General features: G+C 63.9%; 15 protein-coding genes. 13 read left to right on the top strand and 2 right to left on the bottom strand.

What is annotated here, in order from left to right:
• Position 1: 1 nt before the first annotated feature.
• Together BJG93_RS09250 and map are read right to left on the bottom strand one after the other, a co-directional pair.
• Complete coding sequence (locus BJG93_RS09250) at positions 2-2,581, bottom strand: [protein-PII] uridylyltransferase (RefSeq protein WP_027197999.1); 2,580 nt, start codon at positions 2,579-2,581, stop codon at positions 2-4.
• A 28-nt stretch (positions 2,582-2,609) separates the two neighbouring features.
• On the bottom strand, positions 2,610-3,419 hold the full coding sequence (map, locus tag BJG93_RS09245) for a type I methionyl aminopeptidase (RefSeq protein ID WP_027197998.1): 810 nt from the start codon (positions 3,417-3,419) through the stop codon (positions 2,610-2,612).
• Between the two features lie 569 nt (positions 3,420-3,988).
• On the opposite strand from map, the gene rpsB reads away from it, so the two are divergent.
• The 13 genes from rpsB to lpxA all read left to right on the top strand — a co-directional run bounded on the left by rpsB (position 3,989) and on the right by lpxA (position 17,410).
• On the top strand, positions 3,989-4,741 hold the full coding sequence (gene rpsB, locus BJG93_RS09240) for a 30S ribosomal protein S2 (protein WP_018417646.1): 753 nt from the start codon (positions 3,989-3,991) through the stop codon (positions 4,739-4,741).
• A gap of 217 nt (positions 4,742-4,958) precedes the next feature.
• On the top strand, positions 4,959-5,840 hold the full coding sequence (tsf, locus tag BJG93_RS09235) for a translation elongation factor Ts (RefSeq protein ID WP_027197997.1): 882 nt from the start codon (positions 4,959-4,961) through the stop codon (positions 5,838-5,840).
• Positions 5,841-6,061: 221 nt separating this feature from the next.
• On the top strand, positions 6,062-6,775 hold the full coding sequence (gene pyrH / locus BJG93_RS09230; protein WP_027197996.1) for a UMP kinase: 714 nt from the start codon (positions 6,062-6,064) through the stop codon (positions 6,773-6,775).
• A 97-nt stretch (positions 6,776-6,872) separates the two neighbouring features.
• A complete protein-coding gene (frr, locus tag BJG93_RS09225) occupies positions 6,873-7,433 on the top strand; it encodes a ribosome recycling factor (RefSeq protein WP_013089702.1) in 561 nt (186 codons plus the stop codon).
• A gap of 62 nt (positions 7,434-7,495) precedes the next feature.
• Positions 7,496-8,278: a polyprenyl diphosphate synthase gene (uppS, locus tag BJG93_RS09220; protein ID WP_027197995.1), complete on the top strand. Its 783-nt coding sequence runs from the start codon at positions 7,496-7,498 to the stop codon at positions 8,276-8,278.
• Positions 8,272-9,093: a phosphatidate cytidylyltransferase gene (locus BJG93_RS09215; RefSeq protein ID WP_027197994.1), complete on the top strand. Its 822-nt coding sequence runs from the start codon at positions 8,272-8,274 to the stop codon at positions 9,091-9,093. The genes uppS and BJG93_RS09215 overlap by 7 nt, the downstream gene beginning before the upstream one ends.
• A gap of 10 nt (positions 9,094-9,103) precedes the next feature.
• Positions 9,104-10,309: a 1-deoxy-D-xylulose-5-phosphate reductoisomerase gene (locus tag BJG93_RS09210; protein WP_027197993.1), complete on the top strand. Its 1,206-nt coding sequence runs from the start codon at positions 9,104-9,106 to the stop codon at positions 10,307-10,309.
• A 7-nt stretch (positions 10,310-10,316) separates the two neighbouring features.
• The gene (gene rseP / locus BJG93_RS09205; protein ID WP_027197992.1) at positions 10,317-11,711 is read left to right on the top strand and encodes an RIP metalloprotease RseP; all 1,395 of its coding nucleotides are present in this window, start codon (positions 10,317-10,319) and stop codon (positions 11,709-11,711) included.
• Positions 11,712-11,778: 67 nt separating this feature from the next.
• Positions 11,779-14,091: an outer membrane protein assembly factor BamA gene (gene bamA / locus BJG93_RS09200; protein ID WP_027197991.1), complete on the top strand. Its 2,313-nt coding sequence runs from the start codon at positions 11,779-11,781 to the stop codon at positions 14,089-14,091.
• Between the two features lie 73 nt (positions 14,092-14,164).
• The gene (locus BJG93_RS09195; RefSeq protein ID WP_026225318.1) at positions 14,165-14,686 is read left to right on the top strand and encodes an OmpH family outer membrane protein; all 522 of its coding nucleotides are present in this window, start codon (positions 14,165-14,167) and stop codon (positions 14,684-14,686) included.
• A 74-nt stretch (positions 14,687-14,760) separates the two neighbouring features.
• Positions 14,761-15,876, top strand: coding sequence for a UDP-3-O-(3-hydroxymyristoyl)glucosamine N-acyltransferase (gene lpxD, locus BJG93_RS09190; RefSeq protein ID WP_027197990.1), 1,116 nt, complete (start codon positions 14,761-14,763; stop codon positions 15,874-15,876).
• 185 nt (positions 15,877-16,061) lie between these two features.
• Positions 16,062-16,526 carry a 3-hydroxyacyl-ACP dehydratase FabZ gene (gene fabZ, locus BJG93_RS09185; RefSeq protein WP_027197989.1) on the top strand — a complete coding sequence of 155 codons (465 nt, stop codon included), beginning with the start codon at positions 16,062-16,064 and terminating at the stop codon, positions 16,524-16,526.
• 95 nt (positions 16,527-16,621) lie between these two features.
• Positions 16,622-17,410 (top strand): acyl-ACP--UDP-N-acetylglucosamine O-acyltransferase, encoded by a 789-nt coding sequence (gene lpxA, locus BJG93_RS09180; protein ID WP_027197988.1) that lies wholly within the window; start codon positions 16,622-16,624, stop codon positions 17,408-17,410.
• Positions 17,411-17,413 lie beyond the last annotated feature (3 nt).

The following is a 17,413-nucleotide window of genomic DNA, read 5'->3' as shown; positions in this document are numbered from 1 at the left end:
CTCACACTGCGATCGCGCGCAGTAGTTCGGTTTCGACCTGAATTTGCAGGCGGTTGTCCGACAGGCCGTGTCCTTCGAGAAGGAACACGTCTTCGACGCGTTCGCCGAGCGTATTGATCCGCGCCGAGGCGACGCCAACCCGATGCTCGGCGAGCACGCGCGCGATCGAATAAAGAAGGCCTGGCCGGTCGTTCGCCGACACGGACAGGATGTAGTATTGCCCGCGCTCATCGGCCCGCAGGTCGACGCGCGGCGTAATGGGGAAGGTACGCGATAGCCGCGACAGCCGGCCCTTCGACGGTCCGGGCAGCAAGGTGCCGTGGCCAGCGAGGCGCGCGGTCAGTTCCTGCTCGACCAGATTGGCGATATCGCGATAGTGCACGTCTTCTTCGGTGTGCGCGACGAGGAAGTTGTCGAGCGCGTAGCCGTGGCGGGTCGTGCTGACGCGCGCATCGAGCACCGACAGGCCGTTGCGGTCGAAGTACGCGCAGATGCCAGCGAACAGGTCGGGCTGGTCCTTCACATAGACGAGCACCTGCAGCGCCTCGCCGATCGGCGAGGGGCGCGCGCGCACGAACGGCGTCGGTGTTTCGACGTGGCGGTACAGCACGCGCGTCTGCCACGCGATGTCCGCCGCGTCGTGGCGCAGGAAGTAGCCGACGTCGAGCTTGTCCCACAGCGCCCGTTGCGCGCCTTCGGGCACGGTTTCGAGGCGCAGCAGCGCAAGCGCCTCTTCCTGGCGCGACTTCAGCTCCGAATGCGCGTCCGGCTGAGCACCGCCTAGCACGGCGAGCGTGGTGCGGTAGAGGTCTTCGAGCAGCTTGCCTTTCCACGTGTTCCAGACCTTCGGGCTGGTGCCGCGGATGTCGGCGACCGTCAGCAGATAGAGCGCGGTCAGACGGCGCTCGGTGCCGACCAGCTCGGCAAACCGCTTGATCACTTCGGGGTCGCTCGTGTCCTGCTTCTGCGCGACCTGGCTCATCGTCAGATGCTGCTGTACGAGCCACACGACCAGCTCGCCATCCTCGCCTTCGATGCCGTGCTGCCGGCAGAAACGCCGCGCGTCGGCCATGCCCAGCGTGGAATGATCGCCGCCGCGGCCCTTCGCGATGTCATGAAACAGCGCGGCCACGTACAGCACCCACGGCCGGTCGAAGTTCACGATCAGCTGGCTGCAGAACGGGTATTCGTGCGCATGTTCGGCGACCGCGAAGCGGCGCAGATTGCGCAGCACCATGAGGATGTGCTGATCGACCGTGTACACGTGATACAGGTCGTGCTGCATCTGCCCGACGATGCGCCGGAAATTCAGCAGATAACGTCCGAGCACACTCGTCTGGTTCATCAGCCGGAACGCATGCGTGATGCCGGCCGGCTGCTTCAGGATTTCCATGAAGAGCCGGCGGTTTTCCGGATCGCGCCGCCAGTGCTGGTCCATCACATCGCGGGCGTTGTAGATCGCGCGCAGCGTGCGCGCCGACAGACCCTTCACGCCGGGTGTGCGCTCGTAGAGCAGGAAGGCTTCGAGGATCGCGTTCGGCTCGCGCTGGAACAGGTCGTCGGACGCGATTTCCAGCATGCCCTGCTTTTCGACGAAGCGATCCGACAGCACGCGCGTGATGCCGCTCGTGCTCGGAAACAGCTGCGCCTCGATGTTCTGGATCAGGATCGTCGCGAGCTGCGTGACCGCTTTCGCGGCCCAGTAGTAGCGGCGCATCAACTGCTCGCTCGCGCGCTTGGTCGCGGTCGGCTCGTAGCCGAAGCTTTGCGCGACCGGCGTCTGCAGGTCGAACACCAGAATGTCCTGGCGGCGCCCGGCGATCACGTGCAGCCGCGCGCGCAGCGACTTCAGGAAGCCCTCGTTGTGGCGCAGTTCGCGCGCCTCGCGCTCGGTGATCAGCCCGCGCGCTTCGAGCTCGCGCCAACTGCTGCCGAAGCCGGCCGCCTGGGTGATCCACAGGATCAGCTGCAGGTCGCGCAGGCCGCCCGGACTTTCCTTGATGTTCGGCTCGAGTGCGTAGGGCGTGTCCTGAAACTTCGCGTGACGCTGGCGCATTTCGAGCACCTTCGCCTGGAAGAACGCCTTCGGGTCGAGCGCCGCGCGGTAACGTCGAGCGAAATCGTCGAACAGCGCGGTGCTGCCCGTGATGCGGCGCGCTTCCAGCAGCGACGTACGCACCGTGACGTCGTTGGCCGCTTCTTCGATGCATTGCGACACACTGCGCACGCTACTGCCAAGCTCCAGCCCGAGATCCCACGCGAGGCTGATAAAGCGCTCGATGCGCGCGTCCAGATGCTCGAGCCGCGCGTCGGGCAGCAGCACGAGGATGTCGATGTCGGAATGCGGCGCGAGCTCGCCGCGCCCATAGCCGCCGACCGCGACGAGCGCGAGCTCGTCGGGCAGCTCGCAGGTCTCCCAGGCTGCGCGCAACGAATGGTCCGTGGCGCGCGCGAGCACGGCCATCAACGCGTCGACGTTGGTGGCCGTTCGGAAGCGTTCCAGCAACTGGGCTTTGGCCACTTTGTAGTCCGCCTTGAGCGACGAGGCATGGGAGGGGGCGACGGCTGGAACGCTACTCATTGGCAGGGGAAGAGGAGGTCGAAGTCGGTCAGGCGGTGGCCGCGACCACGGGCGGGCGCGCGGGCGTACCGGCCGACACGGTCAGCACGTCGTAGCCGGTCTCCGTGACGAGCACGGTGTGCTCCCACTGCGCGGACAGGCTGCGGTCCTTGGTCTTGACGGTCCACTGGTCGGGCATCGTGCGGATGTCGCGGCGGCCGGCGTTGATCATCGGCTCGATCGTGAAGATCATGCCGGCCTGCAGTTCGAGCCCTGTGCCGGGGCGGCCGTAGTGCAGGATTTGCGGGTCTTCGTGGAACACGGTGCCGATGCCGTGGCCGCAATATTCACGCACCACGCTGTAGCCGAGGCCTTCGGCATGCTTCTGGATCGCATAGCCGATGTCGCCGAGATGCGCGCCGGGGCGAACCTGGTCGATGCCGAGCCACATGCATTCGAAAGTGGCCTGCACGAGGCGCTTCGCCATGATCGACCCCTCGCCGACGATGAACATGCGGCTCGTGTCGCCGAAGTAGCCGTCTTTGATGACGGTGATGTCGATGTTCAGCGCGTCGCCGTTCTTGAGCGCCTTGTCGCCCGGAATGCCGTGGCAGATCACGTCGTTGACCGAAATGCAGGTGGCCTTCGGATAGGGTGGATAGCCGGGCGGCTGGTAATTCAGCGGCGCGGGAACCGTGCCCTGGTCTTTGAGCATGTATTCGTGGCACAGACGGTCGAGCTCGCCAGTGGTGACGCCGGCCTTGATGAACGGCGTGATGTAGTCGAGCACTTCGCTCGCGAGCCGGCAGGCGACGCGCATCTTCGCGATGTCGTCTTCATTCTTGATGGTGATAGCCATGATTTCCTCGGAAGCCTCCCTGGTTGAGGCTCGCTAGGTGTTGCGGTGGCCTGGCGGGGGCGTCTGCCGGGCAGAGAATGCCGGTCGATCTTTAACGATCCCTCGCGCGTGGCGGAATCGAGCCATTTTACAGCAGCGGAGGCTGGGTCGTTGCGCTGGATCGGGCGGCAATGGGCTCAAAGCGACCATAATCGGTTGATTGACGGCCCAAAGCGTGCCAACCCAGGATGCCAAACCCGGCTTCGGTCCGGGATGCGCGGTACGGTGCGCACGGCCATCGGCAGGTGGTCGGGCCGGTTGAGTCGGCCGATAGTCGCGTGCTATACTCTTTGGCTAAGTCAGTCCTAGTCCGCTGTTATTCGCGCATTCGCAAATTTGCGCATGGCAAGGTGGGCGGAACGGCTTGTCGAGACGCTCCGGTTGCTAGCGTCACGAGAATAGAGAAAGTAGTGTCAGGCAACCAAATCGCAAGCCGGCGCACCCAGGGTGTCGCCGCGTTCCAGCCAAAATAGAGGCGGGCGCGGTCGATGCGGCAGCCGGCTTAAGACCCAACCCTCGTGGAGAATTTCATGGCAGTTACGATGCGTCAAATGCTGGAAGCAGGTGTCCACTTCGGTCACCAGACCCGCTTCTGGAACCCGAAGATGGCCCCCTTCATCTTCGGTCATCGCAACAAGATTCACATCATCAACCTCGAAAAGACGCTGCCGATGTACAACGACGCGCTGAAATACGCGCGTCAGCTGGCATCGAACCGCGGCACGATCCTGTTCGTCGGTACCAAGCGTCAATCGCGCGACACGATCGCCCAGGAAGCGCAGCGCGCTGGCATGCCGTTCGTCAACGCGCGCTGGCTCGGCGGCATGCTGACCAACTTCAAGACGCTGAAAGTGTCGATCAAGCGCCTGAAGGACATGGAGGCAGCGCTGGAAGCCGGTGAAACCGAGCGCATGAGCAAGAAGGAAGCGCTGCTGTTCGAACGCGAAATGGCCAAGCTGCAGAAGTCGATCGGCGGCGTGAAGGACATGGGCGGCATTCCGGACGCAATTTTCGTGGTTGACGTCGGCTACCACAAGATTGCCGTGACCGAAGCGAACAAGCTCGGCATTCCGGTCATCGCCGTGGTCGATACGAACCACTCGCCGGAAGGTGTGGACTACGTGATCCCGGGTAACGACGACGCCAGCAAGGCCGTCGCCCTGTATGCGGCCGGCGTGGCCGACGCGATCCTCGAAGGCCGTGCCAATGCGGTCAACGAAGTGGTCCAGGCTGCGCGTGGCGGCGACGGCGACGAGTTCGTCGAGGTCAACTCGGAAGCGTAAGGCTGCCCAGTGTCCGGCATAAAAGGGGGCTTTCTACAGGCCCCCTTTTTTTAAGCCGCGACGTCCGTACGAGGTGTTGTAACGGGCATCTGGCAGAGTGCTTGAGGCGACGCGAGACGCGTCGCGCGCAAAAATGCGCGAAAACGCTGAAACGAATTCTTGCCGCCAGCATCGAAGTGCGGGCGGCGTGTGACAGACAGAACCCAAGGAGCAAATGATGGCGGCAATTACCGCAAGCATGGTTGCAGAACTGCGCGCAAAGACCGACGCGCCGATGATGGAATGCAAGAAGGCGCTGACGGAAGCCGACGGCGATCTGGCGCGCGCCGAAGAACTGCTGCGCGTGAAGCTCGGCAACAAGGCGAGCAAGGCGGCATCGCGCGTGACGGCTGAAGGCGTCGTCGCATCGTTCATCAACGGCAACGCCGGCTCGCTCGTCGAGCTGAACTGCGAAACCGACTTCGTCTCGAAGAACGACGACTTCCTCGCATTCTCGAAGAAGGTCGCCGAACTCGTCGCGACGCAAAACCCGGCTGACGTCGCCGGGTTGTCGGCACTGCCGCTCGACGGCCAGACCGTCGACGCGGTGCGTCTCGCGCTGGTCGGCAAGATCGGCGAAAACCTGTCGATCCGCCGTTTCGTGCGCTTCGACACCGCGAACAAGCTGGCGGCGTACCTGCACGGCACGCGCATCGGCGTGCTGGTCGAGTACACCGGCGCGGACGAGCAGGTCGGCAAGGACGTGGCGATGCACATCGCCGCAATGAAGCCTGTTTCGCTGTCGTCGGACGACGTGCCGGCGGACCTGATCGCCAAGGAACGCAGCATCGCTGAGCAGAAGGCCGCCGAATCGGGCAAGCCGGCTGAAATCGTCGCCAAGATGGTCGACGGCAGCGTGCAGAAGTACCTGAAAGAAGTGTCGCTGCTGAACCAGACGTTCGTGAAGAACGACAAGCAGACGATCGAGCAAATGCTGAAGGCGGCCAACTCGAGCGTGCAGAAGTTCGCATTGTTCGTGGTCGGCGAAGGCATCGAGAAGAAGCAGGACGACTTCGCTGCGGAAGTGGCCGCCCAAGTCGCTGCTGCGAAGCAACAATAAGCGTCGCCTAAGCTTTACAGCCGTACCGTTGGACCCGCGGCGGGGCAAGACCTCGCCGCGCTCGGCAGCGCCGCAAGGCCGTGCACGGGTTGACCCTCGCCGCGCGGCCGCCGCTGGCGAACCCTATGGTTCGTCAATTTGGCGGCGCTTGCCCGAATCAGCATTTCACCCCTACATTAGTCCCTTGTTGTTGCCCTGTTCTGCGCGATCTGGATACTCCTATGCCCACTGCCTATAAACGCGTCCTGCTCAAACTCTCCGGTGAAGCTCTGATGGGCGACGATGCCTTCGGCATCAATCGCGCGACCATCGAACGAATGGTGGCGGACGTGGCCGAAGTGGTCCGTCTCGGAACGCAGCTGGCCGTGGTGATCGGCGGCGGCAATATTTTTCGCGGCGTGGCGGGCGGTGCGGCGGGTATGGACCGCGCGACGGCCGACTACATGGGTATGCTCGCCACGATGATGAACGCGCTGGCGCTGCAGGATGCGATGCGCCATGCCGGCATCGAAGCGCGCGTGCAATCGGCGCTGCGCATGGACCAGGTCGTCGAGCCGTACATCCGGCCCCGCGCGATCCGCCAGCTCGAGGAAGGCAAGGTCGTGATTTTCGCGGCCGGCACCGGCAACCCGTTTTTCACGACCGACACGGCCGCTGCATTGCGCGGCTCGGAAATCGGCGCGGAAGTGGTGCTGAAGGCGACCAAGGTGGACGGCGTCTATTCGGCTGACCCGAGGAAGGACCCGAGCGCGACCCGTTACACCACAATCAGTTTCGACGAAGCGATCGGGCGCAATCTGCAGGTGATGGACGCGACGGCGTTCGCGCTGTGCCGCGACCAGAAGCTGCCGATCCGCGTGTTTTCGATCGTGAAACCCGGAGCGCTCAAGCGCATCGTGCAAGGTGACGACGAGGGCACCCTCGTCCACGTGTAAACTTCGTTTACATTACGTGGGCTTTGACGCGAGCCCGGGTCGCCGCATCGCGCGTGCCGCACGGCTCGCACCGTTTTGAAGGTTCGGAGGTTTAAAAATGTCTGTGGCTGATATCAGGAAGGGCGCTGAACAGAAGATGCAGCGCTCCATCGACGCGTTCAAGAACGACCTGTCGAAGATCCGCACGGGCCGTGCGCATACGGGCCTGCTCGATCATATCCAGTGCGACTATTACGGCTCGCCGGTGCCGATTTCGCAGGTCGCGAACCTGACGCTGATCGACGCGCGCACGATCGGCGTGCAGCCGTGGGAAAAGAAGATGGTCCAGGTCGTCGAAAAGGCGATCCGCGAGTCGGATCTCGGTCTGAACCCGGCCACGCACGGCGACGTGATCCGCGTACCGATGCCCGCGCTGACCGAAGAGCGTCGCCGCGAGCTGACCAAGGTCGTGCGCAGCGAAGCTGAAACGGCCAAGGTGGCTGTGCGCAACCTGCGCCGTGACGCCAACGAGCAACTGAAGAAGCTCGTCAAGGACAAGGAAATCTCGGAAGACGACGAGCGTCGTGCCGGCGACGACGTCCAGAAGTTGACGGACAAGTTTGTCGCGGAAATCGACAAGCTCGTCACGACGAAAGAAGCCGAGATCATGACGGTCTGACGCCGTTCGGCTCAGCACTTTCAGATTTCCACTTCTTTATTGGCATTACTGTCCCGACGGCCATGACCTATACCAGCTCAACCGTGCGCGTGCCTGAAGTCGCCGCGGTGCCGCGACATATCGCGATCATCATGGATGGCAACGGCCGTTGGGCCACCCAGCGGCGTCTGCCGCGCGTCGCGGGCCATACGCGCGGCGTCGACGCGGTGCGGGCAGCCGTCGAGGCGTGCGCGCGGCGGGGCGTCGAATATCTGACGCTGTTCGCATTCAGCTCGGAGAACTGGCGCCGTCCGAACGAGGAGGTGTCGTTCCTGATGCGCCTCTTCGTCACCGCGCTCGAGCGCGAGATCGGCAAGCTGCACGCGAACGGTATCCGTTTGCGCGTGGTCGGCGATCTCGAGCGTTTCGACGAGAAGATCCGCGATCTGATCAGACGCGCGGAAACCAAGACCGCGCGCAATACCCGTCTCACGCTGACCATCGCGGCGAACTACGGCGGCCGCTGGGACATCATGCAGGCCACCCGCAAGCTCGTCGAGCAAGCGGCCGCGGCGGGCAAGCCGGTCGAGGTCAACGAGGACGCGTTCGCCGAGCATCTGTCGATGGCTTACGCGCCCGAGCCGGATCTGTTTATCCGCACCGGCGGCGAGCGCCGTGTGAGCAACTTCCTACTGTGGCAGCTCGCCTACACCGAGTTCTATTTCACCGACACGTTCTGGCCGGACTTCGACGCCGACGCGCTCGGTCACGCCATCGCTTCCTATGCCGAGCGGGAACGCCGCTTCGGTCGCACCAGTGCTCAGCTCGAGCCGCAATCGCAGAACGCCGATTCGCTTCCATGCTAAAGACCCGTGTCATCACGGCGATCGTGCTACTGGCAGTGTTCCTGCCTGTCACGCTGTTCGCGCCGGTCGGCGTGTTCGGCGCGCTGATCGCTTTCGTCGTCGTGTTCGCCGCGTGGGAATGGGCACGCCTGCTCAAGCTCGGCGGTGCGGGGCCGGTGCTGTACGCGCTCGTCGCGGCACTCGGGCTCGTCACCAGCACCCGCGTGGGTATCGGCACCGGGCACGCACGGCCGTTCTTCCAGGCGGCCGCCATTTTTTGGGTGATCGCGGGGCCGTTCGTGCTGCTTCGCAAGCCCGTGCTCGCGCACGGCGTGTGGCGCGCCTTTCTGTTTCTTGCCGGCATCGTCGGCTTCATCGCGTGCTGGCATGCTCTCGTCGCCGCGCGCATGCAGGGCGTGCCGTTCGTGCTGTCGCTGCTGCTGTTGGTATGGCTCGCCGATATCGGCGCATACTTCTCCGGGAAGGCGTTTGGCAAGCACAAGCTGGCACCCGCCATCAGTCCGGGTAAAACCTGGGAGGGCGCGATCGGCGGCTGGCTGCTGGTCATGATTGTCGCGGCAGCGGCGATCTTTTTGCACGCGTTCGAGCCGACCCTGTATTCTGCGCTGCTGGCGCAACTGGGCGCGCTGCGCACGGTGCTTGCGCTGACCCTGCTGGTGGTTTTCAGTGTGGTCGGCGATCTATTCGAATCGATGATGAAACGCCAGGCCGGCGTCAAAGACTCGAGCGGCCTGTTGCCGGGGCACGGCGGCGTGCTCGATCGCATCGACGCGTTGTTGCCGGTACTGCCGCTCGCCATGCTGCTGCTGGGCTAGAGAAAGAGATATGCAAAAACGTCTGACATTGCTCGGTTCCACGGGCTCGATTGGAGACAGCACGCTCGATGTGGCCGCGCGCCATCCCGAGCGTTTTTCGATTTACGCGCTGAGCGCGCATCGCAACGGCGACAAACTGGTCGAGCAATGCTTGCGCTTCGCGCCCGAAGTGGCGGTGGTCGGCGACCCCGACACGGCCGCGAAGGTCGCCGCGAAGCTGCGCGAAGCGGGCAGCAGGACCGAGGTCACGTACGGGCCGCAGGCGCTCGTCGACGTCGCCGGGAGCGAGGGCTGCGACACGGTGGTCGCGGCGATCGTCGGCGCGGCCGGTCTCGCGCCGAGCCTCGCCGCGGCTCGCTCAGGCAAACGCATCCTGCTCGCGAACAAGGAAGCGCTGGTGATGTCCGGCGCGATTTTCATGGACGCGGTGCGCGACAACGGCGCGGTGCTGCTGCCGGTCGACAGCGAACACAACGCGATTTTCCAATGCCTGCCGCGCGAAGCATCGCTGCATGGCGGCGTCTCGAAGATCATCCTGACCGCGTCGGGTGGTCCGTTCCGCACGCGCGAGCCGGCCACGCTCGTCGACGTGACGCCTGACGAAGCCTGCAAGCATCCGAACTGGGTGATGGGCCGCAAGATCTCGGTCGACTCGGCCACGATGATGAACAAGGGCCTCGAAGTGATCGAGGCACATTGGCTGTTCAATCTGCCTGGCGAGCGCATCGACGTGCTGATCCATCCGCAGAGCGTGATCCATTCGCTGGTGTCGTACGCGGACGGCTCGGTGCTCGCGCAGCTCGGCAACCCCGACATGCGCACACCCATCGCGCACGCGCTCGCGTTTCCGGATCGCGTCGATTCGGGCGTCGCGCAACTCGATCTCGCGGAGATTGCGTCGCTGTCGTTCGAGAAACCCGACTACGCGCGTTTCCCGTGCCTCGCGCTCGCCATGAAGGCGCTTGCAGAAGGCGGCGTCGCGAGCGCGGCGCTGAACGCCGCGAACGAAATCGCGGTGGAGGCGTTCCTCGCGCGCCGCATCGGCTTCATGGCGATCGCCCAGGTGGTCGACTCGGTGTTGGGCGCGTTGCCGAACCGCAGCGCGCACGCGCTCGACGACGTCATCGAAGCGGACGCCGCCGCGCGTCGCGCCGCGACCGAACTCATCGCGCGTCTGCCCGACGGCGCCCGTCGCACGGAACGCGCCGTCCAGTGAGGCGCATATGAATCTGCTGATCGAACTGCTCGCTTTCGCGGTTGCGATTGGCGTACTCGTGGTGGTCCACGAGTACGGGCACTACAGCGTCGCGCGTCTGTGCGGCGTGAAGGTACTGCGTTTTTCGATCGGCTTCGGCAAGCCGCTCGCTCAATGGGTCAGTCCGAAGACGGGCACCGAGTGGACGATTGCCGCGTTGCCGCTCGGCGGCTACGTGAAGATGCTCGACGAGCGCGAGAGCGGCCCCGGTTCGATTCCCGACGCGGATCTACCGCGCGCGTTCAACCGCCAGTCGGTGTGGCGGCGCTTCGCGATCGTCGCGGCCGGCCCGGTCGCGAATTTCCTGCTTGCGATCGTGCTGTTCGCGCTCGTCTTCGCGACCGGTGTGACCGAACCGGCGGCCGTGATCGCGGCACCCGCGCCGAACACGCCGGCCGCGCTGGCCGGCTTCGAGGGCGGCGAGACGATCGTCGGGGTGCGCACCGGCCATAGCGACGAAACCGAGCCGGTGCGGTCGTGGTCGGACCTGCGCTGGAAGCTGCTTGCCGCCGCGTTTGATCAGCAACGTATCGTCCTCAATGCAAAGGACGCGCACGGCACCTCCGATTTTCCGATGGACCTGCGCGCCGTCGGCGAAAAAGACGTCGACGACGATCTGATGTCGCGCCTCGGCTTCGAGCCGGGCGGCGGCAAGCTGACGGTGGCGGGCGTGCAGGCAGGCAGCGCCGCGCAGAAGGCGGGCCTCGTCGAGGGCGACCGGCTGCGCGCGATCAACGGTACGCCGGCCGATAATGCCGCGGCTTTCATCGCTTACGTAAAATCGCACGCCGGCGTGCCGGTCACGCTGCGGGTGGAGCGCGGCGGCCGCGGCGGTCATGCGGCGGGCGCGCTCGAAGACATCACGATCGTGCCGCAATTGCAGCGCGATGCGGCGAGCGGGCAGCAGATCGGCCGCATCGGCGCAGAGCTCGCGACCCAGGTGCCCTCGATCGACGTGCGCTATGGGCCTCTCGAGAGCCTGCGCCTCGGCGCGCGCCGTACGTGGGACCTCGCCGTGTACTCGGTCCGGATGTTCGGCCGGATGGTCGTCGGCGAGGCATCGCTGAAAAACCTGTCCGGTCCGGTGACGATCGCCGACTACGCAGGAAAGAGCGCACGTCTGGGTCCTTCCGCGTTTCTGTCGTTCCTGGCCCTTGTCAGCATTAGCCTCGGCGTGCTGAACCTGCTACCAATTCCCGTATTGGACGGGGGTCATCTGTTATATTATTTGGTTGAAGCTGTGACCGGTAAAGTTGTCTCCGATCGCTGGCAACTCGTTTTTCAGAGAGCGGGTCTTGCCTGCATCGTCGCGTTGTCGGCGATTGCGCTGTTCAACGATCTGGCTCGTTTAATCCATTTTTAAAGTGTCCGGCGGCGTTCAAGAGGGCGGCCGCCCGGCCTGATGCAGCTATACACACTGGGGAAGCACGTTGTTCAAACCTCATCGCTTTGGTCCAAAGACGGTTATAGCCGCGGCGTTCGCCGCGCATGGGCTGGTTGCTCACGCAACGACGCCCTTCGTGGTGCAAGACATTCGCATTGAGGGATTGCAACGCGTCGAACCGGGTACCGTGTTCGCGTACCTGCCCATCAAGCAAGGCGATACCTTTTCCGACGACAAGGCGTCCGAAGCGATTCGAGCGCTGTACGCGACGGGCTTCTTCAATGACGTCAAGATCGCGACCGAAGGCAACGTGGTCGTCGTGCAGGTGCAGGAGCGTCCGGCCATCGGCACGATCGACTTCGCCGGCATCCACGAGTTCGACAAGGACAACCTGATCAAGGCGCTGCGCGCGGTCGGGCTGTCGCAAGGCCGTTACTACGACAAGGCGCTCGTCGACAAGGCCGAGCAGGAATTGAAGCGTCAGTATTTGACGCGCGGCTACTACGCGGCGGAAGTCACCACGACGGTCACGCCGATCGACCGCAATCGCGTCGGCATCCTGTTCTCGGTGGCCGAAGGTCCGAGCGCGAAGATCCGCCAGATCAACTTCATCGGCAACAAGACGTTCAGCACCGGAACGTTGCGCGACGAAATGCAGCTGTCCACGCCCAACTGGTTTTCGTGGTACACGAAGAACGACCTGTACGCGAAAGACAAGCTCACCGGCGACCTCGAGAACGTCCGCTCGTACTACCTGAACCGCGGCTACCTCGAGTTCAGCATCGAATCGACCCAGGTGTCGATTTCGCCGGACAAGAAGGACATGTATCTGACGGTCACGCTGCATGAAGGCCAGCCGTACACGATCTCGAACATCCGTCTCGCCGGCAATCTGCTGGACCGCGAAGCGGAGCTGAAAAAGCTGATCAAGATCAAGCCGGGCGACCGCTTTTCGGCCGAAAAGCTGCAGGCCACCACGAAGGCGATCGTCGACAAGCTCGGCGAGTACGGTTATGCGTTCGCGACCGTCAACGCGCAACCGCAGATCGACCAGAAGAACCACACGGTCGACCTGACGCTGCAGGTCGATCCGAGCCGCCGGGTGTACGTTCGCCGCATCAACGTGGTCGGCAACACGCGCACGCGCGACGAAGTGGTGCGCCGCGAAATGCGCCAGCTCGAAAGCTCGTGGTTCGATTCGAACCGCCTCGCGCTGTCGAAGGACCGTATCAATCGTCTGGGCTACTTCACCGACGTCGATGTGACCACGGTGCCGGTCGAAGGCACGCCCGACCAGGTCGACATCGACGTGAAGGTCGCCGAAAAGCCGACCGGCGCGATCACGCTGGGCGCGGGCTTCTCATCGACCGACAAGGTGGTGCTGTCCGCGGGTATCTCGCAGGACAACGTGTTCGGCTCCGGCACGAGCCTCTCGGTGAACATCAATACCGCGAAGACGTACCGTACGCTGACGGTCACGCAGGTCGACCCGTACTTCACGGTGGACGGCATCAAGCGCATCACCGACGTCTACTACCGCACGTACCAGCCGCTGTACTACTCGACCGATTCGAGCTTCAAAATCGTCACGATGGGCGGTGATCTGAAGTTCGGCATTCCGTTCTCCGAAGTCGACACGGTGTACTTCGGCGCGGGCTTCGAACAGAACCAACTTGACGTCGATGCAAACACGCCGGCTTCATATAAGCAATACGTGACTGACTTCGGCCGGGTTTCGAACAACGTGCCGCTTACGGTTGGCTGGTCGCGCGACGCGCGCGATAGCGCGCTCGTGCCGAGCCGCGGCTACTTCACGCAGGCGAATGCAGAATACGGGACGCCGATCGGCGGCACCCAGTACTACAAGGCCGACATCAACGCGCAGTACTATTACTCGTTTGCCCGCGGCTTCGTGCTGGGCTTCAACTTCCAGGGCGGCTACGGTAACGGCCTTGGCGGCAAGCCTTACCCTATCTTCAAGAATTACTACGCGGGCGGTATCGGTTCGGTGCGTGGTTACGAGCCGAGCTCACTGGGTCCGCGCGACAAAACAACCGGCGACCCGATCGGCGGCTCCAAATTGTTGGTGGGCAATATCGAGTTGACGTTCCCGCTGCCTGGCACCGGTTACGACCGTACGCTGCGTGTCTTCACGTTCCTGGATGCTGGTAATGTCTGGGCAGACGCGAGTTCGGCAGCGACGTCGACTGGCGCAAACGGCCTGCGCTACGGCTACGGTGTGGGTCTCGCGTGGATCTCGCCGATCGGCCCGCTCAAGTTGAGCCTTGGCTTCCCGCTCACCAAGCACACTGGCGACCAGTATCAGAAGTTCCAGTTCCAGATCGGGACGGCGTTCTGATCGGGCGGCGGATGCATCCGGCGGCCGGCTGCGGCAGCCGGCCCCGCCAAACTACAGTATCGAGAGGATGACTTTGCTAACCGGTATGTTTTCGAAACGTGTAGCGTGCGCATTGGCGCTGGCAATGACCCTCGGGGTCGGCATGGCGCACGCGCAGGAAGCGAGGATCGCCGCGGTGAATTCCGACCGCATCCTGCGCGAATCGGCGGCGGCGAAAGCCGCGCAGCTGAAGCTCGAGGCCGAATTCGCGAAGCGCGACAAGGATCTTGCCGACATGGCGCAAAAGCTCAAGTCGATGTCCGATGCACTCGACAAGAATGGCGCGACAATGTCGGCGACTGATCGCGCGCAGAAGCAGCGCGACCTGTCGCAGCTCGACTCGGACTTCCAGCGCAAGCAGCGTGAGTTCCGCGAAGACCTGAACCAGCGCCGCAACGAGGAACTCGCGGCGGTGCTCGACCGCGCGAACAAGGTCATCAAGCAGATCGCCGAAACGCAGCACTACGATCTGATCGTGCAGGAAGCGGTGTACGTGAGCCCGCGCATCGATATCACCGACCAGGTGCTGAAGGCGCTGGCGGCATCGGGCAATTAAGGGCGCCGCACGGGTCGCCCGGCGCGCGTCGGCGCGCCCTCGCATTGATTGAACAGGTTGGAGACAGGATAGGCATGGCATTTTCGCTCGAGGACATCGTACAGCGGTTCGGCGGTGAGGTAGTCGGTAACCGGTCGCAGCGCGTGAGCAGTCTCGCGCCGCTCGACCAGGCGGGCCCGGACCAGTTGGCGTTCCTCGCCAATCCGAAGTACCTGTCGCAGGTCGAAACCACCCGCGCCGGCGCGGTGCTGATCAATGCCGGCGACCTCGCGAAGCTCGCCTCGCGCGAAGGTCGAAACTTCATCGTCACGCCGAATCCCTATGCTTACTTTGCGCGCATCGCGCAAACCTTCATCGAGCTCGCCGCGCCGAAGGCGTTGCCCGGCGTGCATCCCAGCGCAACCATCGATCCTTCCGCGCAGGTCGCCGCAAGCGCGGTAATCGGTCCGCGTGTCAGCGTCGAAGCGGGTGCTGTGATCGGCGAGCACGCGCGGCTCGACGCCAACGTCGTCATCGGCCGCGGCACGCGCGTCGGCGCGAATTCGCATCTGTATCCGAACGTGACCGTGTACCACGGCTGCAAGCTCGGCGAGCGGGTGATCGTGCACGCGGGCGCGGTGATCGGCTCGGACGGCTTCGGCTTCGCGCCCGACTTCGTCGGCGAAGGCGACGCGCGCACCGGCAGCTGGGTCAAGATTCCGCAGGTCGGCGGCGTGTCGATCGCAAACGATGTCGAGATCGGCGCGAACACCACGATCGACCGCGGCGCGATGGCCGACACGATCATCGAGGAGTGCGTGAAGATCGACAACCTCGTGCAGATCGGCCATAACTGCAAGGTCGGCGCGTACACGGTGATCGCGGGCTGCGCGGGTATCGCGGGCAGCACGACGATCGGCCGTCATTGCATGATCGGCGGTGCGGTCGGCATTGCCGGACACGTCACGCTTGGCGATTACGTGATCGTCACCGCGAAGTCGGGCGTGTCGAAGTCGCTACTCAAGCCCGGCATGTACACGAGTGCGTTCCCGGCCGTGAACCACGCGGACTGGAATAAAAGCGCCGCGCTGCTGCGCAATATCGACAAGCTTCGCGATCGCATCAAGGCGCTGGAGAACGCCACGGCCGACAAGGCCGGCAGCCATGCCGTCGATGACGCCGCGGGTCAACCCGCAGGCAACAAGATCTGACAGTTATCCCGGCGGCCCACCGGCACCGCGTAAAATAGTGGCCGAGCATCATGAAGCAAAGCCGGTGGCTGTGACCGGGTGGCACGGCCAACGGTCATCAGAGGCGCCGGTTGCGCGCGTTTTCAACCTACCTGCACCAGCATCCGCAGTCATCATCGCGCAGTCAATGCGTGAGCAGAAACACCATGAGCACCGAAAAAATCAATCTCGACATTCATAAGATTCTCACGCTGCTGCCGCATCGTTATCCGATCCTGCTGGTCGACCGGGTGCTCGAACTCGAACCGCACAAGAGCATCAAAGCGTTGAAGAACGTGTCGATCAATGAGCCGTATTTTCAGGGACATTTCCCGACGCGGCCGGTGATGCCAGGCGTGCTGATCCTCGAAGCACTCGCGCAGACCGCGGCGCTGCTGACGTTCTCGGAAGAGCCGAGCGATCCGTCGAACACGCTGTATCTGTTCGTCGGCATCGACAACGCGCGCTTCAAGCGCGTGGTGGAGCCGGGCGATCAGCTGATGCTGAACTGCACGTTCGAGCGTCATATGCGCGGCATCTGGAAGTTCAAGGCGCGCGCCGAAGTGGATGGTGTCGTCGCGGCGGAAGCCGATCTGATGTGCGCAGTGCGCCACACGGACACAGACGCGTAAAGCCGGCGTCAGGGCAGGTCGCGGCACGGTACGCGCGCGGTCGGCCCGGCGGCAAGTCCATCCAGACAACGCAACAGAATCAGAAGCGAGGACGCATGAGCAGGATCCATCCCACTGCGATCATCGAAGCGGGCGCGCAGCTCGACGAATCCGTCGAAGTCGGGCCCTATGCCGTGATCGGCGCACACGTGACGATCGGTGCGCGCACCACGATCGGCTCGCACAGCGTAATCGAAGGCTATACCACGATCGGCGAAGACAACCGCATCGGCCATTACGCATCGGTCGGCGGCCGTCCGCAGGACATGAAGTACAAGGACGAGCCGACCCGGCTCGTGATCGGCAACCGCAACATGATTCGCGAGTTCACGACGATCCACACCGGCACGGTGCAGGACGCGGGCGTCACCACGCTCGGTGACGACAACTGGATCATGGCCTACGTGCACATCGGTCACGACTGCCACGTCGGCAGCAACGTGATCCTGTCGAGCAACGCGCAGATGGCCGGCCACGTGACGATCGGCGACCACGCGATCATCGGCGGCATGTCGGGCGTGCACCAGTTCGTGCGCATCGGCGCGCATTCGATGCTCGGCGGCGCGTCGGCGCTCGTGCAGGACGTGCCGCCCTACGTGATCGCCGCGGGCAACAAGGCGGAGCCGCATGGCATCAACGTCGAAGGGCTGCGCCGCCGCGGCTTCTCGGCGGACGCGATCTCGGTGCTGCGCACCGCGTATCGCGTGCTGTACAAGAACGGCCTGTCGCTCGAAGAAGCGAAAGTGCAATTGAAGGAACTGGGTTCGGCCGGCGGTGACGGCGACGCGCCGGTGCAGACGCTGCTCGCGTTCGTCGAAGCGTCGCAGCGCGGCATCATCCGCTAACCG

Source organism: Paraburkholderia sprentiae WSM5005, from assembly GCF_001865575.2.
In the GTDB taxonomy this organism is placed as follows: domain Bacteria; phylum Pseudomonadota; class Gammaproteobacteria; order Burkholderiales; family Burkholderiaceae; genus Paraburkholderia; species Paraburkholderia sprentiae.
The sequence above is the reverse complement of the archived record's forward strand: the minus strand, read 5'-3'. Positions and strand labels throughout refer to the sequence as shown.

Coding starts and splice junctions, on each gene's coding strand:
- BJG93_RS09250 (WP_027197999.1), bottom strand. CDS start 2,581: ATGAGTAGCGTTCCAGCCGTCGCCCCCTCCCATGCCTCGTCGCTCAAG.
- map (WP_027197998.1), bottom strand. CDS start 3,419: ATGGCTATCACCATCAAGAATGAAGACGACATCGCGAAGATGCGCGTC.
- rpsB (WP_018417646.1), top strand. CDS start 3,989: ATGGCAGTTACGATGCGTCAAATGCTGGAAGCAGGTGTCCACTTCGGT.
- tsf (WP_027197997.1), top strand. CDS start 4,959: ATGGCGGCAATTACCGCAAGCATGGTTGCAGAACTGCGCGCAAAGACC.
- pyrH (WP_027197996.1), top strand. CDS start 6,062: ATGCCCACTGCCTATAAACGCGTCCTGCTCAAACTCTCCGGTGAAGCT.
- frr (WP_013089702.1), top strand. CDS start 6,873: ATGTCTGTGGCTGATATCAGGAAGGGCGCTGAACAGAAGATGCAGCGC.
- uppS (WP_027197995.1), top strand. CDS start 7,496: ATGACCTATACCAGCTCAACCGTGCGCGTGCCTGAAGTCGCCGCGGTG.
- BJG93_RS09215 (WP_027197994.1), top strand. CDS start 8,272: ATGCTAAAGACCCGTGTCATCACGGCGATCGTGCTACTGGCAGTGTTC.
- BJG93_RS09210 (WP_027197993.1), top strand. CDS start 9,104: ATGCAAAAACGTCTGACATTGCTCGGTTCCACGGGCTCGATTGGAGAC.
- rseP (WP_027197992.1), top strand. CDS start 10,317: ATGAATCTGCTGATCGAACTGCTCGCTTTCGCGGTTGCGATTGGCGTA.
- lpxD (WP_027197990.1), top strand. CDS start 14,761: ATGGCATTTTCGCTCGAGGACATCGTACAGCGGTTCGGCGGTGAGGTA.
- fabZ (WP_027197989.1), top strand. CDS start 16,062: ATGAGCACCGAAAAAATCAATCTCGACATTCATAAGATTCTCACGCTG.
- lpxA (WP_027197988.1), top strand. CDS start 16,622: ATGAGCAGGATCCATCCCACTGCGATCATCGAAGCGGGCGCGCAGCTC.